Source organism: Bacillus sp. PK6-16, assembly GCF_056530295.1.
This window is the reverse complement of record NZ_CP096511.1, coordinates 4275249-4297573: the sequence shown is the minus strand read 5'-3', so window position 1 is coordinate 4297573 and position 22325 is coordinate 4275249. Positions and strand designations below refer to the sequence as shown.

At 35.0% G+C, this 22325-nt stretch carries 27 protein-coding genes; 19 read left to right on the top strand and 8 right to left on the bottom strand.

What is annotated here, in order from left to right:
* Window positions 1-56 precede the first annotated feature (56 nt).
* From M1D66_RS22055 to M1D66_RS22045, 3 genes are all read left to right on the top strand, one after another.
* Window positions 57-446, top strand: coding sequence for a YflT domain-containing protein (locus M1D66_RS22055; protein ID WP_016125605.1), 390 nt, complete (start codon window positions 57-59; stop codon window positions 444-446).
* 50 nt (window positions 447-496) lie between these two features.
* On the top strand, window positions 497-697 hold the full coding sequence (locus tag M1D66_RS22050; protein WP_029442042.1) for a CsbD family protein: 201 nt from the start codon (window positions 497-499) through the stop codon (window positions 695-697).
* A 75-nt stretch (window positions 698-772) separates the two neighbouring features.
* Window positions 773-1024 carry a GlsB/YeaQ/YmgE family stress response membrane protein gene (locus M1D66_RS22045; protein WP_000522903.1) on the top strand — a complete coding sequence of 84 codons (252 nt, stop codon included), beginning with the start codon at window positions 773-775 and terminating at the stop codon, window positions 1022-1024.
* 180 nt (window positions 1025-1204) lie between these two features.
* Here the strand turns inward: M1D66_RS22045 and M1D66_RS22040 are convergent, their stop codons facing one another.
* Window positions 1205-1405, bottom strand: a complete 201-nt coding sequence (locus tag M1D66_RS22040) for a methyltransferase (RefSeq protein ID WP_242554803.1) — start codon at window positions 1403-1405, stop codon at window positions 1205-1207.
* Between the two features lie 347 nt (window positions 1406-1752).
* On the opposite strand from M1D66_RS22040, the gene rsbV reads away from it, so the two are divergent.
* The 5 genes from rsbV to M1D66_RS22015 all read left to right on the top strand — a co-directional run bounded on the left by rsbV (window position 1753) and on the right by M1D66_RS22015 (window position 5144).
* Entirely contained in the window at window positions 1753-2091 is a 339-nt protein-coding gene (rsbV, locus tag M1D66_RS22035; protein ID WP_002106052.1) for an anti sigma b factor antagonist RsbV, read from the top strand.
* Between the two features lie 6 nt (window positions 2092-2097).
* The gene (gene rsbW, locus M1D66_RS22030) at window positions 2098-2580 is read left to right on the top strand and encodes an anti-sigma B factor RsbW (RefSeq protein ID WP_000970572.1); all 483 of its coding nucleotides are present in this window, start codon (window positions 2098-2100) and stop codon (window positions 2578-2580) included.
* Window positions 2543-3319, top strand: coding sequence for an RNA polymerase sigma factor SigB (gene sigB / locus M1D66_RS22025; protein WP_016122036.1), 777 nt, complete (start codon window positions 2543-2545; stop codon window positions 3317-3319). The genes rsbW and sigB overlap by 38 nt, the downstream gene beginning before the upstream one ends.
* Before the next feature lie 69 nt (window positions 3320-3388).
* Window positions 3389-3829 carry a ferritin-like domain-containing protein gene (locus M1D66_RS22020; protein ID WP_000017742.1) on the top strand — a complete coding sequence of 147 codons (441 nt, stop codon included), beginning with the start codon at window positions 3389-3391 and terminating at the stop codon, window positions 3827-3829.
* A gap of 172 nt (window positions 3830-4001) precedes the next feature.
* The gene (locus tag M1D66_RS22015) at window positions 4002-5144 is read left to right on the top strand and encodes a fused response regulator/phosphatase (RefSeq protein WP_000025520.1); all 1143 of its coding nucleotides are present in this window, start codon (window positions 4002-4004) and stop codon (window positions 5142-5144) included.
* 39 nt (window positions 5145-5183) lie between these two features.
* Here M1D66_RS22015 and M1D66_RS22010 read toward each other — a convergent pair whose 3' ends face one another.
* The 3 genes from M1D66_RS22010 to M1D66_RS22000 form a co-directional block, all read right to left on the bottom strand.
* On the bottom strand, window positions 5184-6041 hold the full coding sequence (locus M1D66_RS22010; RefSeq protein ID WP_000429036.1) for a CheR family methyltransferase: 858 nt from the start codon (window positions 6039-6041) through the stop codon (window positions 5184-5186).
* Window positions 6042-6057: 16 nt separating this feature from the next.
* Entirely contained in the window at window positions 6058-8748 is a 2691-nt protein-coding gene (locus M1D66_RS22005) for an ATP-binding protein (protein ID WP_242554802.1), read from the bottom strand.
* A gap of 204 nt (window positions 8749-8952) precedes the next feature.
* On the bottom strand, window positions 8953-9204 hold the full coding sequence (locus tag M1D66_RS22000; protein WP_140335724.1) for a hypothetical protein: 252 nt from the start codon (window positions 9202-9204) through the stop codon (window positions 8953-8955).
* Window positions 9205-9440: 236 nt separating this feature from the next.
* On the opposite strand from M1D66_RS22000, the gene M1D66_RS21995 reads away from it, so the two are divergent.
* The 5 genes from M1D66_RS21995 to M1D66_RS21975 all read left to right on the top strand — a co-directional run bounded on the left by M1D66_RS21995 (window position 9441) and on the right by M1D66_RS21975 (window position 11431).
* A complete protein-coding gene (locus M1D66_RS21995) occupies window positions 9441-9581 on the top strand; it encodes a hypothetical protein (RefSeq protein WP_001004570.1) in 141 nt (46 codons plus the stop codon).
* A gap of 36 nt (window positions 9582-9617) precedes the next feature.
* Entirely contained in the window at window positions 9618-10148 is a 531-nt protein-coding gene (locus M1D66_RS21990; protein WP_001100088.1) for a general stress protein, read from the top strand.
* Between the two features lie 139 nt (window positions 10149-10287).
* Window positions 10288-10491 (top strand): DUF4028 family protein, encoded by a 204-nt coding sequence (locus M1D66_RS21985; RefSeq protein WP_002023439.1) that lies wholly within the window; start codon window positions 10288-10290, stop codon window positions 10489-10491.
* 142 nt (window positions 10492-10633) lie between these two features.
* Window positions 10634-10945: a YbjQ family protein gene (locus M1D66_RS21980; protein WP_000637511.1), complete on the top strand. Its 312-nt coding sequence runs from the start codon at window positions 10634-10636 to the stop codon at window positions 10943-10945.
* Window positions 10946-11284: 339 nt separating this feature from the next.
* Window positions 11285-11431, top strand: a complete 147-nt coding sequence (locus M1D66_RS21975; protein WP_000498628.1) for a hypothetical protein — start codon at window positions 11285-11287, stop codon at window positions 11429-11431.
* Window positions 11432-11526: 95 nt separating this feature from the next.
* On the opposite strand, the gene M1D66_RS21970 is transcribed toward M1D66_RS21975, so the two are convergent.
* Window positions 11527-11832, bottom strand: coding sequence for a hypothetical protein (locus M1D66_RS21970; protein ID WP_086385427.1), 306 nt, complete (start codon window positions 11830-11832; stop codon window positions 11527-11529).
* 91 nt (window positions 11833-11923) lie between these two features.
* Complete coding sequence (locus M1D66_RS21965; protein ID WP_086385428.1) at window positions 11924-12916, bottom strand: zinc-dependent alcohol dehydrogenase family protein; 993 nt, start codon at window positions 12914-12916, stop codon at window positions 11924-11926.
* Between the two features lie 174 nt (window positions 12917-13090).
* On the opposite strand from M1D66_RS21965, the gene bsh reads away from it, so the two are divergent.
* Window positions 13091-14077 carry a choloylglycine hydrolase gene (gene bsh / locus M1D66_RS21960; RefSeq protein ID WP_144597347.1) on the top strand — a complete coding sequence of 329 codons (987 nt, stop codon included), beginning with the start codon at window positions 13091-13093 and terminating at the stop codon, window positions 14075-14077.
* A gap of 121 nt (window positions 14078-14198) precedes the next feature.
* On the opposite strand, the gene M1D66_RS21955 is transcribed toward bsh, so the two are convergent.
* The gene (locus M1D66_RS21955; protein ID WP_000273537.1) at window positions 14199-14339 is read right to left on the bottom strand and encodes a YflJ family protein; all 141 of its coding nucleotides are present in this window, start codon (window positions 14337-14339) and stop codon (window positions 14199-14201) included.
* A gap of 155 nt (window positions 14340-14494) precedes the next feature.
* Between M1D66_RS21955 and M1D66_RS21950 the strand changes: the two genes are divergently transcribed.
* The gene (locus tag M1D66_RS21950) at window positions 14495-14857 is read left to right on the top strand and encodes a hypothetical protein (RefSeq protein WP_000582785.1); all 363 of its coding nucleotides are present in this window, start codon (window positions 14495-14497) and stop codon (window positions 14855-14857) included.
* 27 nt (window positions 14858-14884) lie between these two features.
* Here the strand turns inward: M1D66_RS21950 and M1D66_RS21945 are convergent, their stop codons facing one another.
* Window positions 14885-15070, bottom strand: coding sequence for a YhzD family protein (locus tag M1D66_RS21945; protein ID WP_000539552.1), 186 nt, complete (start codon window positions 15068-15070; stop codon window positions 14885-14887).
* A 208-nt stretch (window positions 15071-15278) separates the two neighbouring features.
* Between M1D66_RS21945 and M1D66_RS21940 the strand changes: the two genes are divergently transcribed.
* The 4 genes from M1D66_RS21940 to M1D66_RS21925 all read left to right on the top strand — a co-directional run bounded on the left by M1D66_RS21940 (window position 15279) and on the right by M1D66_RS21925 (window position 22149).
* Window positions 15279-16520, top strand: a complete 1242-nt coding sequence (locus M1D66_RS21940; RefSeq protein ID WP_017673397.1) for a metallophosphoesterase family protein — start codon at window positions 15279-15281, stop codon at window positions 16518-16520.
* Window positions 16517-19441 (top strand): ATP-binding protein, encoded by a 2925-nt coding sequence (locus M1D66_RS21935; RefSeq protein WP_242554801.1) that lies wholly within the window; start codon window positions 16517-16519, stop codon window positions 19439-19441. Before M1D66_RS21940 ends, M1D66_RS21935 begins: the two co-directional genes overlap by 4 nt.
* 41 nt (window positions 19442-19482) lie before the next feature.
* A complete protein-coding gene (gene yhaM, locus M1D66_RS21930; protein ID WP_000726639.1) occupies window positions 19483-20427 on the top strand; it encodes a 3'-5' exoribonuclease YhaM in 945 nt (314 codons plus the stop codon).
* Window positions 20428-20721: 294 nt separating this feature from the next.
* Window positions 20722-22149, top strand: a complete 1428-nt coding sequence (locus M1D66_RS21925) for a serine hydrolase domain-containing protein (RefSeq protein ID WP_242554800.1) — start codon at window positions 20722-20724, stop codon at window positions 22147-22149.
* The last annotated feature ends 176 nt before the right edge of the window (window positions 22150-22325 follow it).

Genomic DNA, 22325 nt, shown 5'->3' with positions numbered 1-22325 from the left:
ATAGGTGTACTACATATAATATAACAAATAATTCATTTTAAAGGAGGAAGTTAAAGATGGAAACGAAGTATAGTAAACCTTTTGTATATGAATTTATTACGGAGAAAGAGGTCATGAATGCGGCGAATGATCTAGTGAAGAAAGGAATAGAACAAAAAGATATTTACGTGTTAACACATGAGAAAGAGAGGACAGATAGAATCGCAGATAATGCAGACGTGAACACGATTGGAATAAAAGAGGAAGGACTTGGGACAAGCATTATTAATGTCTTTCAAAAAACGGGAGATCAGTTAAGAAATAAGATGCAGGAGTTAGGGCTTAATGAGGAAGAAGCTAACTTTTATGAAGAAAAGCTGGATGAAGGAAAAATCTTGTTATTCGTTAAGGATTTAGAAAGAGTCGGTGAATGGCTACACGAAAGAAGATGCATGTATTCTATTTAAATTTATATCCTTTACATCTATAAATCTATTACGAAAAGGAGATTGGAAATATGAGTGAGAGCGGTCTAAAAGAACAAATTACGGGTAAAGTTGAAAAGAAAAAAGGACAAGTAAAAGAAGGAATTGGTGAAATAACAGAAGATAGAGAGTTGAAAAATGAGGGGAAGTGGGAGAAGACGAAGGGAACGATAAAAGAAAAAGTCGGAAAAGTGAAACAAAAGATAAGTGATGGATTGGATAATAAAGAATAATACATGTTTATCAAGCTTTGGTTACATACCAAAGCTTGATAAATCAAATATAAAAACAATATAGGAGGTTTAATTGTGGGACTTATTATTACGTGTATTGTAGGTGGACTTATTGGTGCGTTAGCTGGAATGATTACGGGAAAAGACTTTCCTTTAGGTATAGTTGGTAATGTGATTGCTGGTTTAATTGGATCTTGGGTAGGTAGTGCGTTATTTGGTCATTGGGGTCCTGAATGGGGAGGCATTTTTGTTCTTCCAGCGTTATTAGGTGCAATCGTCTTTATTTTAATCGTTACATTCTTCTCTAGAATGTTGCGGAAAGCGTAAGTATGATAATGAATAGTAATCTTAAGTTTATTATATATAACTATAAAGTGAATGAACTGATAAATATACATAAAAAAGCATCCAATTAAACTAATTTGGATGCTTTTTTAATGTAATCTACATAGGAATAAGCGGGGGATGAAGGCCCCCACTCATTGAAATTACAATTTCTATTATGTATTAAACCATCGTTACTTTTTGACAATTATTTATTCTTACGACCTGCCTTGGTTCTATATGAGATAAGTCCTCGTTATTACCTATATCCACTACAATTGTATTCGTTAGTATATTAATAATGGAACCAACTAATTTTGTAGCATGATCGTGTCGATAAGAAAATTGAACAAAATCTCCCTTTTTAAAGCTGTGCTCTTCCATAGATAGATCCCCCTAAAAATAATGTTTATACATTATATATACACAAATTTATAAGGTTTAAACATTTGGTAGTATTTTTTACGTGTTAAGCTGAGAAAGGTGTAGAAAATTTATCCCGCTTTAACGGGCAGTAAGACCCCCACCTCAAAATTTAGCAGAGCAAAGAAATTAGGTGGGGGTCTTACTGCCCATAAAAGTCCGATTGGTTCAACTAATAATCAGTGGGGGATGAAGAAAACCCCCACTGATTAAAGTTTCACTTTATTTATAATAAAAATAAAAAAATATGTTTAAAACTAATTTTTATGGGTAATTAAATAGTAAAAGTTCGAGATAAGGGGGCGGAAATGATGAATTTGGAAATAAATATTTTGCAAAATGATGTAGGTTATACGGTACAACTTAATGGTGAAATTGATGCGTATACGGCATCAGATTTGAAAAATAAGGTAATGCCTATTACAAGCGAAAAAGAGGTTCATATTGTAGTAGATTTTCATAACGTAGATTATATGGATAGCACCGGTTTAGGTGTTTTTATAGCGCTATTAAAAGCGGTTAAGAAAAATGATGGAAAACTAGAGTTTATCGGTGTATCTAAAAGGTTAAAAAGATTATTTGATATTACAGGGTTAACAGAAATATTAAATTTGAATTCCGATTTTGAAAAAGTAGAAAGAAGGTGACTAGGGATGATGGAGAGATTTGAAAAGATAGAAATGAAAATTCCTGCAAAGGCAGAATATGTGGCTATTATTCGTTTAACAATGGCTGGTGTTGCGAATCGAATAGGCTTTGCTTATGACGATATAGAAGATATGAAAATTGCTATTAGTGAGGCGTGTACAAACATTGTACAACATGCATACAAAGAAGACGTTGGAGAAATTACAATTGTCTTTGGGCTATATGAAGATCGATTAGAAATTATGGTTGCGGATAATGGGGTTAGCTTTGATTTTAATAACTTAAAAAGAAAAGTTGGTCCGTATGATATTAGTAAACCAGTAGAACATTTGCCGGAAAATGGTTTAGGTTTATATTTAATCAATACGTTAATGGATGATATACAAATCATGCATGATGAGGGCATGACGGTTTTAATGACAAAATATATACAAAGAGAGCAGGTGGAGAATGATGGAAATCCAATCTCAACCTACGAATCTTACTAAAGAAGACGTTATTAAACTAATTGCAGACTTCCAACAAAACCAATGTAATGAAGCGCAGGAAAGGTTAGTTGATCATTATAAAAATCTCGTATATTCCATTGCATATCGCTATTCAAAAGGCGGGCCGATGCATGAGGATATTATACAAGTAGGCATGTTAGGGCTCTTAGGTGCAATAAGAAGGTATGATTATTCGATAGGGAATGCTTTTGAGCCTTTTGCAATACCTACGATAGTAGGGGAAATAAAGAAGTATTTACGCGATAAAACTTGGGGCATTCACGTTCCAAGGCGAATTAAAGATTTAGGCGGAAAAATTAAACTTGCGATAGAGGAGTTAACAGATCACCTGCAACGTTCGCCGAAGATTATAGAAATCGCAAATCATTTAGGACTATCGGAAGAGGAAGTTCTAGAGATTATGGATGCTAAAAATAATTATCGAGTATCTTCCTTAGATGATGTAGTTGAAAATGCATCTGATGGTAGTTCGGTAGCGAGAATTGAATCTGTAGGTGAAGTAGAGCAAGGATATGAAGAGACAGAAAGGCGTCTCGTTTTAAAGGATATTTTTAACGTATTAAATGACACGGAAAAGAGTGTTATTCATTATATATTTGGAGAAAATTTAAATCAAAAAGATACAGGGGAACGGTTAGGTATTTCACAAATGCACGTTTCTCGTATTAAAAGACAAGCGATAAGTAAATTGAAGCAAGCCGCATTTTTAGATACATAAAAATTAAAAATAATGATGTTTAAAACATGAGAAAAGGGGTACTTATTAAGTATAGGAGGAGATATGAAAATGTCACACGATGTGAAAGAACTAATCGAAGGATTGAATGAAGATTTAGCAGGAGAATACGCAGCAATCATTATGTATAACCATAATGCAGCTACAGTTTCTGGTATATATAGACAAGTGTTAAAGCCTTTCTTTGAATCTGAAATTAGTGATGAACAAGGACATGCCCTATATTTAGCGGAGAAAATTAAGACGCTAGGTGGTACACCTACTACGATCCCTTTATCAGTGAAACAAGTAGAAGATGTTAGAGAAATGTTAGAATACGCTAGACAATCAGAATATGAAACAATTAAGCGTTATGAAACGAGAAAAGAACAGGCAGCGAAATTAAATATGACAGAGTTAGTTGTAAAGCTAGAAGATATGATTGCAGATGAAACTAATCATATGGAAGAATTAGATCGTCTTTTAAATGATAAAGCAATGGTGTTAAATTAAAAGTAGAAATTTATAGAGTGAAAGAACAAATTCCTATTTCTGGGGGTTTGTTCTTTTGTTGTATAAATATGTTTGAGTAAGAAATTTTCATTTTGTAACTGAGTATGTAATACTAGAAAAATAGAAAATAATAATAGATTTACATTTTAAATAAGAAAAGGGGAAATAACTTGTGTCCATTTTAATTGTTGATGATAATCCGGTTAACATATTTGTAATTGAGAAGATTTTAAAACAAGCCGGATATCATGATCTTGTATCGCTCAATTCTGCACAAGAGCTCTTCGAATACATACAGTTTGGAAAAGATTCTTCCAGGCATAATGAAATTGATTTAATATTATTAGATATTATGATGCCTGAAATTGATGGACTTGAAGTTTGTAGGCGATTACAAAAAGAGGAGAAGTTTAAAGATATCCCTATTATTTTTGTTACAGCTTTAGAGGATGCAAATAAATTGGCCGAAGCTCTTGATATGGGGGCAATGGATTATATTACGAAACCTATAAATAAAGTTGAACTATTAGCACGTATGCGTGTAGCGTTACGCTTGAAATCGGAATTAAATTGGCATAAAGAACAAGAAGAAAATCTTCGGAATGAACTAGATTTAGCTACGCAAGTACAAAGAAACTTATTAAGTAGCCCATTACGAGAAGATCATATAAAAATTGAAGCAAGTTACTTACCTTCATTTAAACTAGCTGGAGATATGTATTATTGGTATAAAATCGATGAAAATCGCTACGGTATTATATTATTAGATGTGATGGGACATGGTGTATCTGCTTCATTAGTTTGCATGTTTATTTCGTCTGTATTACGTGAAACGATTAAATGTTTAATTGATCCAGAACTTGTTATTAAAGAATTAAATAAATATATGACCCTTTTACATAATGAAAATGATAATATTCCCTATTATTTTACGGCCATATACTTAGTTGTTAATACAGAAGATAGAACAGTTGAATATGTAAATGCAGGGCATCCTTCTGGATATGTTTTAGTTGATGAAACAAATGTAGTTGAACTAGATCGCGGGAGTTGTGCGGTAGGATTTTTTGATGAAATAAAAGTTAAAAAGACAGTTATACCTTTTGAGAAGAACGCTCAAATACTATTGTTTACAGATGGTGTTCTTGAAGCAATTGCAAATGATGAATTTGAAGCTGAAGAGAAATTACGTACTTTTACAGAAAGAAAATGGGGAGATTTAGAAGGCGAGATAGAAGGGTTTTACAAGGAAGAACAAAAGAAAGCGCAATCAGATGATATGTGTCTCATTATGATACAAACGAATGCGAAATAAAAAGCGTATGAAATCCAAACAGAGGATTTCATACGCTTTTTATTGTATTTTTTGATAAATTTGTTCGCTAGGATTAAATTGAGTATAATGCGGCATTATATTTGAAAAACGAAGAGTTTCTTTATTCCCTAAACATAGAAAACCATTGTGACCTAAGCTTTCATAAAATAGTTGCTGCACTTGATTTTGAAGTTTACTTGTAAAGTAAATTAAAACGTTACGACAAAGTATAATATGAAACTCGTTAAAAGATTGATCGGTTACTAAATTATGCTGTGCAAAAATAATGTTTTGTAAAAGTGATGGATTAAAATAAGCAAAACGATTATCTGTTGAATAATAGTTAGAAAACGCTTGTGTACCGCCAGCTTGTAAATAGTTTTTCGTATAAGTTTGCATTTTATTTAACGGGAGGATACCTTGTTTTGCTTTTTCTAACACATTTGTATTCATATCTGTTGCGTAAATAACCGACTTTTCACTTAATCCTTCTTCGTGAAGTAAGATGGACATTGATAATACTTCTTCACCAGTTGCGCATCCAGCATGCCAAATTCTAATTTCGGGATGCTTTTTTAATTCAGGAATAACATGCTCTCTAAGCGCTTTAAAAAAGGCAGGGTTACGGAACATCTCAGTTACATTAATTGAGAAATCATTTAATAACTGTTCTAAAACTCCTTCCTCGTGAATTACTTTTTCAATTAATTTTGAAATGGTTGGGATATTAGAGAGCTGCATTCGATTACAAATCCTTCTATAAATAGATGTGCGAGCATATTGGCGAAAATCAAATCCTGATAGTTTAAATACCGCTTCCAATAGTAATTCAATTTCTAAGTTCGTGCGCTCATCTGTATCTACTGATGGATCAAAATTATAATACTTATTTTCCACTCCAACTAAACCTCACTTATTTTATTAACCATACACTCATTACCGAATAGAGTTGATGTAGATTTAATGGTTTACTTATATAATCTGAAGCGCCAGCAGATAAACATTTTTCCTTATCATTTGGCATTGCTTTAGCAGTTAATGCGATAATAGGTATTTCATGTAACCCTAAGTTCATTCGGATATTTTCCATCGTTTCATAACCGTCCATATTAGGCATCATAATATCCATTAAAATAAGGTCAATATTTGTATTACTTTGTAGTATTTCTAAACACTCTATGCCGTTTTGGGCAGTAATAATGTTGGCATTTTGTTTTTTTAATGCATTTTGTAACGCAAATATATTTCGATGATCATCATCGACAATTAAAATTGTTTTCTCTTGGAAGACGTTATTTGTTTCTGGAGTAACGATAGTTTCTTCAACAACTTCAGCAGGAATAACATCTTCTATCGTTGCTGCGACTTCTAAATTGGATAACTGTATATCATGTAATCCATTTGGAAGGTTAGGAATATATACCGTGAAAGTACTACCTTCTCCTACATTACTCTCTAACGTAATCCAACCACCTAATAATCTCGCAAACTCTTTACAAATAGATAAACCTAATCCTGTACCACCATACTTTCGAATCGTTGCTCCATCTGCCTGTTGAAAGGCTTCGAAAATAAGCTGATGCTGTTCTTTAGCGATACCAATACCAGTATCTTTTACTGAAATTGTAATCCAATCTTTACTTATAGACTGCATATCATGACTTAAATTACTTGTTTCTATCGAATCAAAATGTAAAGAAACGGATCCTTTTTCTGTGAATTTAAATGCATTGGATAATAAGTTTTTAATAATTTGCTCAATCCGTTTTGCATCTGTATAAAACAGATCAGGAATCGTATCACTGTCTTCAATAGTAAATTCGACATTTTTTTGTGCAGCTATATGTAAAAAGTTTTGATGCATATTGGCTGCCATGTCACTTATGTTCGTTGCCTCAAAAATGATGTCTAGTTTGCCTGCTTCTACTTTAGATAAATCTAGTATGTCATTAATTAAAGTAAGTAAGTCTTTCCCTGATGAATGAATGACAGTTGCTAATTCAATTTCATCGTCGGATAAATTGTTATCATGATTTTCTCTTAACATTTCAGATAATAGTAAAATACTATTTAACGGTGTGCGTAATTCATGTGACATATTTGCTAGGAACTCAGATTTGTATTTTGAGCTGCGTAACAACTCGCTTGCTTTTTCTTCTAATTCTGATTTGGTAATTTGTAAGTCAGCTGTCTTCTGCTCAGCCTCTTCAGTTCTAGACTCTAATTGTTCATTCGTTGTTCGTAATTCTTCTGCTTGCATTTGTAGTTCTTCCGCTTGCGTTTGTAATTCTTCTGATTGAACTTGCAACTCTTCTGTCATTGCTTGTGATTCATGTAAAAGAGTTTGAATTCGCATACGTCCCATAATGCTATGAATTGTTAAACCTAGATTATCAACGGTTTGTTGAATTAAATCTTGATGTAAATCTGAAATCTCAGTTACACTTACTAACTCCATTACTGCGATCACTTCATCCTCAAATAAGATAGGGATGACTAGTAAATTTTTAGGACGTATTTCTAATACGCCACTAGTGACATAACGAAACTCTTCGGGTATGTCACTGAGAATAAAACTTTTCTTTTCTAAGGCAGACTGTCCAATGAAACCTTCACCCATTTTAATGGATTGTTTTCCAATATCAGCACCTTGATCGGCGAAAGAAGCTTTTTTCACATAGTAGACAGTTTCTTCATATTCTTCACGTACATAAAATGCACCGCAAGAAGTTTGCGTTTTTTGTATAATTCCACTAAGAAGTTTTTTACCTAACATCTCAATAGAAGATACACCTTGATACAGTAAAATTAATTCTGCAAGCTCAGTTTGTAACCACTCTCTTTTTGATATTTCGTCTAGTAGGTGATTTGTTGTATGAGCAAGATCTTTTATTTCATCATGTGTATTTACATGAATTCTTTCCGTAATTTTTTCTTTAGAAGAAATGGATTTAATAGCTTGAATTACATTTTTAATCGTTTTTGTAATGGAATTCGAAATATAGAGTGAAACGATAATAGAAATACAAGAAAGTAAGAACAATAAACTGTATAACCAAATCTCTAATTTATTATTTTCAGTATCTAATTGTGCAGCTCTTTTTTTCGTTAGTTGCTCCTCAGTGCTCCGGAAGTTAGTTAGCTGTGATTGTAATGACTGAATTTGAGTCGTGTCGATTGTTTGTACATTATTACTATTATTATTTGCAATGAGTGGGTGAATCTCTTTATTAATCCAACTAGTAATGTTTTCGTTAATCTGTTTTAATTTTTCTTGCTGAGAGGGGTTATCCTCTAATAAAGCAAAAAGATCATGATAATGTTTTTCGTAATCCTTTTCCGCAGAGTTAAGGGATTGCACGTAAGTAGGGTTATTAGAAATGATAAACCCTTTCGCTTTATTTTCAATTGTTAGTAACTCTTTCTCCACTTGATTCGTTAAATTGAGAACTTTAAAATCGTGATCAATAATAAAATTACGAGATTTTTGTAAGCTGGAAATCTCATTGTTTAACATAATGAAAGAAACAAGTAAGAACAAAATGATAACTAAATAACCAGCCATAATTTTGTAGCGAATACTAAATTTTGCTTTCGAGTTCATTAAAAATTCCTACCTTCAAGGTTATTAAAACTTTTCTATTTTAAAGAATGAAAAACGTAATATATATTATATCAGTTTTCATAAGGTCAAACTAGAAATCCCCCTATTGTATTAGGGGGTTCTTTTTTAATAGAGGAAATCATTTTGAAATATAAAAACATATATGAAAGGTAGTAGACGAGGGAATAGAGGATAACAAACATTCTAAGAAGGGAAGAGTGTTCTTAAAGCTCTTTTTGCATCTATTCCTTCAAAAATAAATAATACAAGATCTCTCTTTTTTACAGTAAGGAAAAAGGATACTAGAGTGCTTAAATTTTTGATTGATGTTATTGTTCCATGTTTACTTATAAATAAATTAGCTTGAAATGTTGTCATTAAAGCATAAAAATGATGAATCTGAGTTATTGTAGGTGTTTCATTATAAGAAATAGTAGTAGAGTGAATGGCGTTCATCGTAATATTCCTTTCCATATAGTAAGCATAACAATATAAACATACCCGTTTTAAAAAATGTTAAACATATAAATAAGAAAAAATATAAGTATAGTTTTTTACGTTTAGAAAAGGTTAGGAAGGGTATACATATACTACAAAGAGATTGACTGAAGATGAATTGTAAGATGTCTATGTTTAGTAGATTAGTCTATCAAAATATACTTTTACTTTAAATAAAAAGGAGCCTGGTATACATGAATGAAATGATGATTAATATTACATTTGATTTAATTTACTTGTTAAGTAGTTCACTTGTAGTGCTTTTACTATTCGCTTTTTTCATAAATGGTTATGTTAATAAGAAAATTAGTGTATACAGAAATGAAGAAAAATAAAAATATATTATATAAAACTTTAGGAGGTTAATAGTTATGAATGTAGATAGAAAAATAGTAGGTGTTTTTAGAACAATTGATGATGCGGCACTCGTTATTAATGAATTAAATGATAAAGGATACTCAGCAGATAACATTTCAGCTATTGCAAAAGATCAGAAGGAAATTGAACACCTTGAAGAAAAATCGGGTGAAAAAGTAAATCATGAAACTGCACATAAAGCAGATATCTTTTCAGCAACAGGGCTTGTGGCAGGAGGAGTAGCAGGCGGACTCGGTGGTTTATTAACAGGTCTTGGTATACTTGCCGTTTCTGGAATGGGTCCAATCGTAGCAGCAGGACCGATCGCAGCAGCTATTGGAGGAGCCGGTATTGGCGGAGGAGCTGGAAGTTTAATAGGAGCATTTATAGGGTTAGGAATTCCAGAAGAACATGCTAAAAAGTATGAAGAATATATTTACGATGGCAATATATTAATTTTAGTAGATGCAAAATTAGATGATAAGTTAGAAATCTATAAAATATTTGATAAGCATAATGCCTATAACTCTGATTTCTTTAAATAAAATGTAAACAAAGTGAATATCATTTTTTGATCTTACAACTTTGGCGCGGCCGAGGAGTCGTATGACTATAAGAGAGGAAGGGCTTATAGTAAAAGATCAAGTTCTATTCTGTTATTTAAAAGGGAAGAGGTGCCTTTTCGTGATTGTAAAAATATTAAAGGATAGCAGTAATAGTTTCCTTTGTACAGTTCAAAATAAAAATGGAGACCAGTATGTGAAGAAATGGTTTCGTAAACATGAGAACAATGAAAAATTAGGACGACCAACTTTCAAAGAAGTAGAAAAGGACTGGAAAGAAAATAAAGAGTCGTTTATGTATCCCAATGTTAAAGCGCTTTATTAGAATGAAACATAATGCGCGTTTCATTCTTACAAAACTGTCACATTCCTGTAAGGTAATTCAATAGATTAGTTGTTTGTTCCGTGTCATAATAAAGACATAAGAAAGCTAATTAAAACTACAACTTATTAGGAGAGTGTCAGTCATGATTGTAACAACAACGTCTGGAATTCAAGGTAAAGAAATTATTGAGTATATCGATATTGTAAATGGTGAAGCTATTATGGGTGCAAATATTGTCCGCGATTTATTCGCTTCTGTTCGTGATGTTGTCGGTGGTCGTGCTGGTTCTTATGAAAGTAAGCTAAAAGAAGCTCGTGATATCGCAATGGACGAAATGAAAGAACTTGCAAAACAAAAAGGTGCGAACGCTATCGTTGGTGTTGACGTAGATTACGAAGTAGTTCGTGATGGAATGTTAATGGTTGCTGTAAGTGGTACAGCTGTACGTATATAAGTAAATAAAAAACAGGCTCACCCCTTGAAGTTTATGCTTTGAGGGGGTTTTTTGTTTTTCTTTTGTTCATGACTAAAGTTAAAATAGAGAAGGGCCGATGTACTAGCTCGCTTATTTCAAATGTAGTATATTATTTCTTAAGAAAAAGCAAGTAAATGGAAGTTTTTGTATTTAAAGAAGGTGTTAATTTTATGACAAATAATAAAATTGCTATTTGAGGTACGAAGAGAATTAGTGGTATGAATAATTTTAGAAAGTGTATAGTTAATAGAAATAAACGATGGAGTATGTAAAGAGTTATATTACATAAAATTTATTATGAATGGAGGCGGTTACACTATGTTTTGGTTAGGATGTTTTTTAGGATACATTGTAGGTTCTATTATTACATGTGCGCTACTTTACTTTGGATATAGATCCAATGAAAATAAAAAAGCGGATATGCAAAAAGGGGAGGAGAGAAAAATCAATAAAAGAGGTGTATAGTAGGCGAAAGGTAAGGTGATAACATTGATGCAAAAATAAAGGACAGTACATATTGTATATGACTACTATGTACTGTTCCGCTTATTCCTTTTGGATTAGGAAAAATTGTTTCCTGTCTTGCTGTAAAATTCATAGGCGAAATATCCAAATAAATAGCCTATTCCAGCTCCTAAACTAACTGAAAGCAGGGCGAAGTTCGGGAAAAATATACCGAAAATCAAACCGATCATACAGCCAACAAGCATTCCTATAGGTATTAAACTGTCTAATAAAATTTGAGCGTTTTTTGATTTTTTCTTACCTAAGTTACCGTTGTTATATTTATGTTTAAGGCTACCAATCACATATACTACAATTCCTCCGGCTATTACAACAGGCGCAATTGCTTTGAGTAACCACATGTTAGAATCTCCTTTCGCTTTTTTAATTAAATTACATAAGCTACTTAAAATTCTATGCTACTAAATGGATTGATAGTTGAATGTACTCAATTTAATAATTCGTTAAAAAAACTTTCCCTTTCGTTTTTTCAGCAGACTGCACAATATCAACCGCAGCTCTTACATCCACTAAGTCATATGTAGAATGTACTTTCATAAAACGTAATTGCTCATTTTCTACTAAGCGAATTAAATGACGAAACGTTTCTTGCCATTTATAAGGTGACACTTCTTTATTCCAATGTCGTAAATGAAATATGTTCGCGTGCACTTTTGCTTTCGTGACAATCTCTGCCCAGTTTACTTGTATTCCCGACAAAAGTCCTATAGTTAAAAAGTGCCCATTGGGACGTAAGGAGAAAGCTAATTCATTTCCATCCGGTCCCCCAATAGAATCAATCGCAGCGTCTGCACCTCTGCCGTTTGTTAATGTCATAACTGTTTCATAAAGCGGGGCAGTCGAAGTATCAATTACATGATGAGCGCCAAGCTGAAGTAATTCGTCTGTATGTTTACTATTTCTTGTCACGGCAATGAGTTGGAAATTTAAAATTTGCGATAACTGCGCAAAAAGATGCCCGATAGCGGATCCACAAGCATTCACTAACAAAACATCATTCCGTTGTAAGTTTAGCGTTTCCGTACATGTAACCCAAGCCGTAAGGGGATTAATATACATTTGTGCCGCGGTAAAATCATCAATAGAATCGGGAATAGGGACTACAAAATCAGCCGATGTTTTCACATATTCTTGCCAAGTACCTTCACCGCGTAACGGTAAAACACGTTTGCCGATAAGGTCTCTAGAAACAAAAGCTCCCACATCTTCTACAATACCAACACCTTCATAACCAGGTATGTTAGGTAAAGGGATTCTATGTGCGTACGCTCCGGTTATTGGAATTAAGTCAGATGGATTAATCGGTCTAACTAGCATACGGACGAAAACTTCATTATCTTTCAGTGGTTCTATATTTTTATATTCAACTTGTAATACGTCTTTTGGATTGCCAAACTTATGAAATTGAATGCATGTTCCAAGCAAAGTAATTTGCCCCCTTAGTTTCATTGGGTTTATTATAGCATTTTTAGTTTGGGTGGTTATTTTGTTAATGATAAATAGGGTTTGTACAATGGTAAGTAAAATAGATTTTAATTTACGTATTTATCAGAATTTTATAAAATGTGTATATAAATATGAAATGGGGGGGATTTCTTCATGTGTACTAGTTTGACGTTACAAACAAAAAATTTCCAGCATCTTTTTGGGAGAACAATGGATTTCACATTAGATATGAATCAGGAAGTAATAATCATTCCTCGGCGTTATCAGTGGAACAATATAACTGGTGAAACGATCCGAGCGAAAAAGGCTGTTGTCGGAATGGGAATTAATTTTGGAGGAAGGGTCATGATGGCGGACGGAGTAAATGAAACTGGTATGACATGTGCAACTCTCTATTTCCCAGGATTCGCTACTTATAGTAATCATATAGATAGCAATAAAACGAATGTAGCGCCATTTGATTTTGTGACTTGGAGCCTCACGCAGTTCAATTCTGTTGAAGAGGTAAGAAAATCTATTGATAACATTGCCTTTATAGATGTGCCATTACCAGTTTTAGGAATTACGCCACCGCTACATTGGATTTTAGCAGATAAATCGGGAGCGTGTATTGTACTTGAGCCGACAGCTGATGGAATAAAAGTGTATGACAATCCAATAGGAGTGATGACTAATAGTCCGGAGTTTAGTTGGCATTTACAAAATTTAAGACAATATATTGGTCTTAAATCGCAGCCATTTGCGCCAACGGAGTGGGGCGATGTACCATTAAGTGCTTTTGGCCAAGGTTCAGGATCGATGGGACTTCCTGGAGATTTCACACCGCCATCAAGATTTGTGCGGGCAGCGTATGGCAAACAAAACATTCAAGGTATAGAGAACGAAGAAGAGGGGATATCGGCTATTTTTCATATCTTATCGAATTGTGAGGTTCCTAAGGGGGCAGTAATAACAGAAGACGGTATATTAGATAATACGATCTATACGAGTGCAATGTGTATGGAGTCTGGAACATATTATTACCATACTTACGATTGTAGACAAATTATAGCTATTCATTTATTCCATGAAAATTTAGATACAGCTGAGATTAAAACTTATCCGTTTCAGCGGAAACAAAAAATATTTTATGAAAACTGAAGCGCCCTTGAAAAAGTGAGACTAATAAAAACACCTCCATTTAATTTGCATACTTAGTATGCGAATTTAGGAGGTGTTTTTTATCATTTACCAATATTCAGGTTTACCTCTTGCTATTCTATTAAGCCGAAGCTCTCTTCATTCTCTCAAGTAAACTAGACAACACATGCGTACGATAAGATTCTAGTTTTTTACCTTCATAAGTACGGATACCTAATTTTTTAAGTTCTTTTACATACCAACCTTTGCTTCCGAAATACATGTGATCGCTCCCCTTCAACTTTGTTTTTATTTATTCTGATTGCATATGGAGGTACAGGAATTATTAATGAAGGAAATGAATTTCGCGCGAAAATGGTTAACTTTGTTGCAAAAGACATATATACTAAAGATAGTATACAACGAGGTGGACAAGACGTGATTATAGAGAAGCACGAAATTCAAATTGACCAAATTACTAGCGGTAAAGTGAATATCTTTACTTTCTATAGAAATAGAAAGCAAATTGATGATCATTTTTTACGATTGCAAGAACCATCGCTTACAGCAAACTACTTCTTCCATTTTCATTTTGATGCAGAGAGCTTGCATCTACTGCAGAAAGAGTTTCCGAGCGTATATCCGTACGACGGTAGTGAAACGATTCACGACTGGACGGAAAAGATGAAAGCTGAATTGCAACATCAGATCCAAACAGGTAAATGGAATAAACGCGTACGTATCGGTAATCGCATTCTAGATGTGGTGTTTACGTGGTGTGACGAAGATATAGTAGAGTGAAAAAGAAGCGGATGACGCTTCTTTTTTTTAGCGCTGGAATAAAACGAGCTTACCTGCAGTAGATGTACAGCGATGTGTTTTTTCATACAATCCTTTTTCTTGTAAGATAGATTCACCTTTTGCTTTTGCTTCTTTTTCAGTTGCCGCCTCGAATGATTCGTCTAATGCTTTTGAACCATCTTTTTCAAAGACTGTTAGAACGTATACTCCCATGAAAATTCCCTCCAATAATTAAAATCAGAATCTTATAATTATTTTGACATAAAACGCTACAATATGCAAAGAAATATATGACATTGCGTGGTAAAATAGAATGAAACTTTAATCATCGAGAATATTTTTATTCTCGATGAATATTAGTTTTCAGCGATTTTAATTTTAATAAAATGAAACTTTTGAAAGATAGGAAGGATCGTTATTTGTGAAACAAGTAAAGTTTATACATGCGGCTGATTTGCATTTGGATAGTCCGTTTAAAGGGATGGAGATGAATGTTGCGCAGTCTGTTTGGGAGAGAATGAAGCAAAGTACGTTTGAATCATTTGAGCGTATTGTTGATAAAGCGATTCAAGAGCGCGTTGATTTCGTATTACTAGCTGGGGATTTGTATGATGCGGAGACGAGAAGTTTGAGGGCGCAAGTGTTTGTGCGTGAGCAAATGAAGAGACTTTCGCAGTACGATATCCCTGTTTTTATTATTCACGGTAACCATGATCATTTAGGGGGAAGCTGGGCAGCGATTGAGTTTCCGGAAAATGTTCATGTATTTACTGAGCCTTATGTAGAAGAGAAATCATTTTATAAAAATGGTGAGCTATTAGCTTCTATTTATGGGTTTAGTTATTTGCAGCAAGCGGTAACGGATAATATGACAGCGCAGTATACGAAAATGAGTGATGCGCCTTTTCATATTGGTATGCTTCACGGAAGTGTGGAAGGAGATGCAGAGCATAATCGCTATGCACCGTTTCAAATTCGTGAGTTGAAAGAAAAACAGTTTGACTATTGGGCTCTTGGCCATATACATAAACGTGAAATTTTATCAGAAGAGCCATACATTATTTATCCAGGGAACATACAAGGTCGTCATCGTAAGGAAACAGGCGAGAAGGGTGCGTACCTTATTGAACTTACGAAACAAGGAACGCAGTGTTCATTTTTCCATACGGCAGATGTTGTATGGGATGAGATTGAAGTTTGTATTGATGGACTTGAAACTGTTGATGAACTTATGACGAGCCTATCTGCTGCGATGAATGAATGCAGAAGAGAAGAGGAAGGGACGCTTTTAACTGTCGTATTCACAGGGCAGGGCCCACTTTCTCCTTATTTGCGTGACGAAAAGCGTGTGGAAGAGATTTTTCACATTTTAGCATCTAGCGAAGAGCGAAAAGATTTTGTATATGCGATGAAGTGGAAAAATGAGACAGTTTCTTTTGCGGAAATCGAACGTTTGAAAGCGGAAAATCATTTCGTAGGTAGTGTGCTAAAGGAGTTAGAAGCTTTCAGCAATATGGACGGCGTATTGCGCACTATTTGGACATCTCCTGTAGCGCGTAATAGTATTGAATCTTTTACAGAAGAAGAGAAGAAAGAGATTCAAAAGGAAGCAGAAAATATTATTTTAGAGCAATTATTCCAGCAAGAGAGGGATAAAAAATGAGAATTGAAAAACTCCATATTTATGGGTACGGAAAATTAGAAAATGTGGAAATGGATCTTTCCTTGCTGACGGTGTTATATGGTGAAAATGAAGCGGGGAAATCGACAATTCGCTCATTTATGAAAAGCATTTTATTCGGTTTTCCGACGAGAGGACAGCGCCGTTATGAGCCGAAAGAAGGTGGGAAGTATGGCGGCGCGATGACTGTGCAAACAGAGCAGTACGGTCGTTTGAAAATTGAGCGATTGCCAAAGACGGCAGCTGGCGAGGTGACCGTTTATTTTGAAGACGGGAAAACGGGCGGAGAAGAAATTTTAAACGATATATTAAGCGGGATGAATGAAAGTTTATTTGAATCTGTCTTTTCATTTGATATGCATGGCCTTCAAAACATTCATCAGCTTGGCGAAGCGGATATTGGCAATTATTTATTTTCGGCAAGTGCAGTCGGAAGTGATGCGCTATTGCAGTTAGATAAAAAGCTAGAAAAAGAAATGGACCAGCGCTTCAAGCCGAGTGGTCGTAAACCAGAAATTAACGTGTCATTGCAAGAGATGAAGAAACTTGAAGAGAAGATGAAAGAGTGGCAAGGGAAAATTGGCACGTATGAAAAACAAGTGGAGCAGTTAAAAGAAAGTGAAGAGAAGCTTGCTTCTGTTCGCGGGGAAAAAGAGAGTGCAGAAAAGCGAAAGCAAGATTATGAAATATTAGCAGCGCTTGAGCCACTCGTTATTGAAAAGCGTGCGCATGAGAAAGTGTTAGAGAACGAGAGCGGGCAGTTTCCTGTAAACGGAATGGCGCGTTATGAAGCAATTAAGGCGAAAATGGAGCCGCTTCAATTACAAATTGATTCGCTCCACAAGAAAATTGAGACAGTGCAATCGGAAATTGCCTCGATTCAAATAGATGAAGAGTTTTTACAAAAAGAAAGTTATGTAGAAGAACTTCGTATGCAGCATATGTCTTACGAAAATGCACGCCAAGAAATGCGTGATATGAGCGGGAATATTACGAATATAAAAGAAGAAATCGCAGAACTAGAACAACAAATTGGTACTACTTTTGAAAAGGAAACAGTTCTTTCATTTGATATGAGTTTGGCAACGAAAGAGTTAATTACGCAAACAGTGCAAAAGGCGCGCGAATTAGAAACGCAAAAAGCACAGCTCGATGATCGTTTTAAAGTAGCGCAAGAGCAATTAGAAGAACAAGAAGAAAATATAAGACAGATTAAGAAACAAATGTTAGTGGATGAAGAGAGAAATGTGTTAGTTGAGAAAGAGAAATCGTTCCAAGATGCGGCGTTTATCGGTATGGGCGCAGAGAGAATGAAGCGCAAGTATGAAGAGAAAGCAGAAGCAGCTAAGCAAAAGAAAAAGCAGTGGCAAAGAGTTTGTCTTCTGTTACTTCTTATTAACACAGGCGTTTTATTCACAAGCTTATTTATAGATAACCGAGCGCTCTTATTTATTAGTGTCATTGTTTTTGTAGGGATTGTTCTCGCCCTTGTTTTATATAAAAATCCATCAAATGGATTACAAGAAGAGCTCCTTACACTTCAGCAAAGTGCTGGCGGGAGACAAAGTGAAGAAGCGATGTCTGTTCGCTATCAGTTAGAAAAAGATGAAGAGATTCGGAAGTTATTTGAGCGTGAGTCTTATAAGTTACAGCAGTTGGAACGAGCGTATGATAAAGTCGTTTCATCGTATGAGGAATGGGAGAGAGAAACGTTCCAGGCGGGAGAACAAGTCGATGCATATAAAACGCGCTATATGTTTCCTGAATTTTATACGTATGCACACATATTGCCGGCGTTTGAGCGTATTGAAAAAATGCAGCAATTATATCGTGAATTAGAGAAACAAGGCACGCGAAAATCTTCATTATATGAAATGATTTCGCAATTTGAACATAAACTAGAAACTGTTATCGGTAGTGCGGAGTATAGTAAGCTACATGAGGCACAAAGCCGTATGCAAAATGAGAAAGAGAAGCGCCAAACTTGTAAGCAGTTAAAAGAAAAACTGGCGGAATGGCAAGAAGAATATGAGTTTATGCAAGAACAATTAAAGCAATTACTAATAGAACGAGATGGTTTATGGCATATTGCAGCGTCTACAGATGAAGAGATGTTTTTAGAAGCGGGTAAACTAGCGGAAAAACGTGAAGATGCAGAGAAACAAGTGGGGCGTTTATTACCGCAAATTGATCTGTTAGAACAACGTTTAACGAGTTTATCATTAGCTGAACATTACGAAGCTGACGGTTATGACGGAAAATTAAAGCAAGAACTGACAGTCGTGCAAAACTGTCTGGCGCAAGAGAAAGAACTGACAGAGCGTATTGCGAAACATCGTATGGAAATTGCGAATTTAGAAGAAGGTAGTACGTACGGCGATTTAATGCATGAATGGGAAATGAAAAAAGCGCAAGTGCGTGAACAAGTGAAGAAGTGGGCTGCTTATGCGGCCGCAAAAACGGTGTTAACGAAAACGAAGCAATATTATCATGAAGTACATCTTCCTCGTATTTTACAAAAGTCAGAAGAGTATTTCGTCTATTTAACAGGCGGACGATATAGTAAAATCTTTTCACCGTCAGAGTCAGAGCCGTTTATTGTAGAGCGTAACGATGGTATGCGTTTTTACAGTCATGAACTAAGCCAAGCGACAGCGGAGCAGTTGTATTTATCGCTGAGATTTGCACTAGCAAAAACATTTGAGCATGATTATCCATTTATTATTGATGATAGTTTCGTGCACTTTGACGCGGTAAGGACGAATCGAACGATTGAACTTATAAAGGAAATTGCAAAGGATAGACAAGTCATATTCTTTACATGTCATGCGCATTTACTCGCGTATTTTACAGAAAAACAGATTATAAAATTAACACATATGCGTAAAGAAAATGAGTTGTAGTGTGCTATACTAAAAGTAACTGATTTGGTGGAGGAATTCGAATGAAAAAGAAAATTGCAGAGTATGAAGTTGGTGAACAAGTCGATATTTTCTTGTTAATTAAAACAGCGACAAAAGGTATCGCAAGCAATGGAAAGCCATTTTTAACAGTAATCTTACAAGATCCAAGTGGAGATATTGAAGCGAAGCTATGGGACGTATCACCAGAAGTTGAGAAACAATATGTAGCGGAAACAATCGTGAAAGTAGCTGGAGATATTTTAAACTACAAAGGACGTATTCAATTACGTGTGAAACAAATCCGTGTTGCGAATGAAAATGAAGTAACAGACATCTCAGACTTCGTAGAAAAAGCACCAGTGAAAAAAGAAGATATGGTTGAGAAAATTACGCAATACATATTTGAAATGAGAAACCCGAACATTCAGCGTCTAACAAGACATTTATTAAATAAGCATCAAAATGAATTTTTAGACTATCCAGCAGCGACAAAAAACCATCACGAGTTCGTATCTGGACTAGCTTATCACGTCGTATCAATGCTTGATTTAGCGAAAGCTATCTCAAATCTATACCCATCATTAGATAAAGACTTACTATATGCAGGTGTTATTTTACATGACCTTGGTAAAGTAATTGAATTATCTGGCCCAATTTCTACAACGTATACGTTAGAAGGAAACTTACTAGGCCACATTTCTATTATGGTAAACGAAATTGGTAAAGCAGCAGATGAATTGCAAATCGATGCAGAAGAAGTATTAATTCTTCAACACATCGTCCTTTCTCACCACGGAAAAGCAGAATGGGGTAGCCCAAAACCACCATTAGTAAAAGAAGCAGAAATTCTGCACTACATCGATAACTTAGATGCAAAAATGAACATGATGGACCGCGCATTAGGACGCACAAAACCAGGCGAATACACAGAGCGTGTCTTCGCACTTGATAATCGTTCGTTCTATAAGCCGACGTTCCATAATTAATAGTGTGAATAAAGTGGCCTCATTAAGTTTTAATACGCTTAGTGGGGCTGTTGTATAATGATAATAAAGTTATTGAATTTTGATTATTAAAAAGCTAAGAGCCTTACTACATTCTACGTAGCAAGGCTCTTTAAAGTTGTTTCAAATTACATCTATCTGTTCGTTCAATTGTAACTATTCGCAATCATTTGATATTATACAGGTGAATAGAAAGATAAATTAAAATTTAGTTTCGTAGTTGTAAAAGGAGGTTATTTATATTATTCTCTTATAATTTTCCAAAAAGGAGAGTTTATGAAAAAGATTATTGTTTTTGTATTAACGATATTTATATTATTCTCAGGATTTGCAACACAAAGTTATGCGTTGTCAGATTCGCAATCTGCGGCAATACAAGCGTTGCTAGATGATGCCTGTCGTATATCAGGTGTGCCGGGAATGTCAATCTCAATACTTGCTGATGATGAAGTGTTCTACTTTTCTTCAGGGTATGCAGACCGTGAAAAGGGGGTGTCTGCAAGTGAAAATACACTCTATGAGTTAGCCTCGGTCAGTAAAGCTTTTACCGGTATGGGTATTATGCTATTGGAAGAGCAAGGGCTGCTCTCAATGACTGACCCTGTCCAAAAATATTTACCTTGGTTTACATTAAAGTATCAAGGGAAACCTGTTGATATGCAAAGTCTTACACTAAATAACTTTCTTCACCATACCAGTGGTCTAACAAATATTAGGCATCTTCAAAATATTCCACAAGGCAATACACCGGATATGTTGCAAAAGACTGTGGAAATGCTCGTTGATGCTGAATTGGCGTTCCCTCCCGGTGAACAGTATAACTATGGAACCGTTAATTATGACGTATTGGGTTTGGTTATTGAGATTGTGTCGCGACAAAGCTATGAAGACTTTATGAAGGAACAGGTATTTCAGCCGCTAGGTCTTCACCAGACGTATGTTTATAAAGAAGATGCTCAAGCTACTGGACAGTTGGCACAGGGCTACCGTTCTTCCTTTTTTATGACAACTCCATTTAAAGCTCCGGATTATGCCGGGAATAAACCCGCAGGCTACATCATTTCTAATACAAAAGATATGGCTCGTTGGCTGGGCATACAGATGGGGATCGTGCAGGACATACCCGAAATATTTCACACGGTTATCGAAAAATCACATAGGGGTGATATGTCTGTTTCGGCTGTCAACGGTATGTATTATGCGGCAGGTTGGTCCGTAAATGCCGAACAAACGATTATAGAACACACTGGGAGCAATCCAAATTTCAGAACCGAAGTAGTCATACTGCCAAATGAACGAACAGCCGTCTCCTTGCTGAGCAACGGCACAAATACCAATACAAACATGGTACTAAAAGTTAAAGATATATTAGAAGGCAATCTAACTCAGTCATATGAAATAAGCGGCACACAGCTTTTGGATATCATTTTGTCGTCTATCACAATTATTTTTTGCCTATTGGCCGTTTTGCTATTTCTCTTAGGATTACGCAGAAGGAGAACGAATGAGCGACAGCCAATGACAAAAAAGAGAATAACCGTAACAGTTATTTTCCTGATCGCTACGATTGCTCTGGGTATACTGTGCTGCGCTTTCGATTGGTCAACAATACTTATGTGGCAAACATATAGTGTTCTTACAGCTTTGATTTCGTCAGCATTATTAACAGCAAGCATTACATGGTTTGTATACACTCACCGATAAAATACCTTGCTCCTAAGATAAGCATAATGTTAAGTAATTAAATTTTAATTTATCGGTATGCTTAATTTGAAAAAAAAAAGACACTTCGGTGTCTTTTTTAATATCATCGACAAAATTCCCAGCCAAACCTAATTACCATAGATTCCACGAACCTGCTCCGTTCGTGGAATAAGGAT

Bases quoted from the DNA above. Each gene is read 5' to 3' on its own strand.
- M1D66_RS22055 (WP_016125605.1), top strand. From the start codon at position 57: ATGGAAACGAAGTATAGTAAACCTTTTGTATATGAATTTATTACGGAG.
- M1D66_RS22050 (WP_029442042.1), top strand. From the start codon at position 497: ATGAGTGAGAGCGGTCTAAAAGAACAAATTACGGGTAAAGTTGAAAAG.
- M1D66_RS22040 (WP_242554803.1), bottom strand. From the start codon at position 1,405: ATGGAAGAGCACAGCTTTAAAAAGGGAGATTTTGTTCAATTTTCTTAT.
- rsbV (WP_002106052.1), top strand. From the start codon at position 1,753: ATGATGAATTTGGAAATAAATATTTTGCAAAATGATGTAGGTTATACG.
- rsbW (WP_000970572.1), top strand. From the start codon at position 2,098: ATGATGGAGAGATTTGAAAAGATAGAAATGAAAATTCCTGCAAAGGCA.
- sigB (WP_016122036.1), top strand. From the start codon at position 2,543: ATGATGGAAATCCAATCTCAACCTACGAATCTTACTAAAGAAGACGTT.
- M1D66_RS22020 (WP_000017742.1), top strand. From the start codon at position 3,389: ATGTCACACGATGTGAAAGAACTAATCGAAGGATTGAATGAAGATTTA.
- M1D66_RS22005 (WP_242554802.1), bottom strand. From the start codon at position 8,748: ATGAACTCGAAAGCAAAATTTAGTATTCGCTACAAAATTATGGCTGGT.
- M1D66_RS22000 (WP_140335724.1), bottom strand. From the start codon at position 9,204: ATGAACGCCATTCACTCTACTACTATTTCTTATAATGAAACACCTACA.
- M1D66_RS21995 (WP_001004570.1), top strand. From the start codon at position 9,441: ATGAATGAAATGATGATTAATATTACATTTGATTTAATTTACTTGTTA.
- M1D66_RS21990 (WP_001100088.1), top strand. From the start codon at position 9,618: ATGAATGTAGATAGAAAAATAGTAGGTGTTTTTAGAACAATTGATGAT.
- M1D66_RS21980 (WP_000637511.1), top strand. From the start codon at position 10,634: ATGATTGTAACAACAACGTCTGGAATTCAAGGTAAAGAAATTATTGAG.
- M1D66_RS21975 (WP_000498628.1), top strand. From the start codon at position 11,285: ATGTTTTGGTTAGGATGTTTTTTAGGATACATTGTAGGTTCTATTATT.
- M1D66_RS21970 (WP_086385427.1), bottom strand. From the start codon at position 11,832: ATGTGGTTACTCAAAGCAATTGCGCCTGTTGTAATAGCCGGAGGAATT.
- bsh (WP_144597347.1), top strand. From the start codon at position 13,091: ATGTGTACTAGTTTGACGTTACAAACAAAAAATTTCCAGCATCTTTTT.
- M1D66_RS21955 (WP_000273537.1), bottom strand. From the start codon at position 14,339: ATGTATTTCGGAAGCAAAGGTTGGTATGTAAAAGAACTTAAAAAATTA.
- M1D66_RS21945 (WP_000539552.1), bottom strand. From the start codon at position 15,070: ATGGGAGTATACGTTCTAACAGTCTTTGAAAAAGATGGTTCAAAAGCA.
- M1D66_RS21935 (WP_242554801.1), top strand. From the start codon at position 16,517: ATGAGAATTGAAAAACTCCATATTTATGGGTACGGAAAATTAGAAAAT.
- yhaM (WP_000726639.1), top strand. From the start codon at position 19,483: ATGAAAAAGAAAATTGCAGAGTATGAAGTTGGTGAACAAGTCGATATT.
- M1D66_RS21925 (WP_242554800.1), top strand. From the start codon at position 20,722: ATGAAAAAGATTATTGTTTTTGTATTAACGATATTTATATTATTCTCA.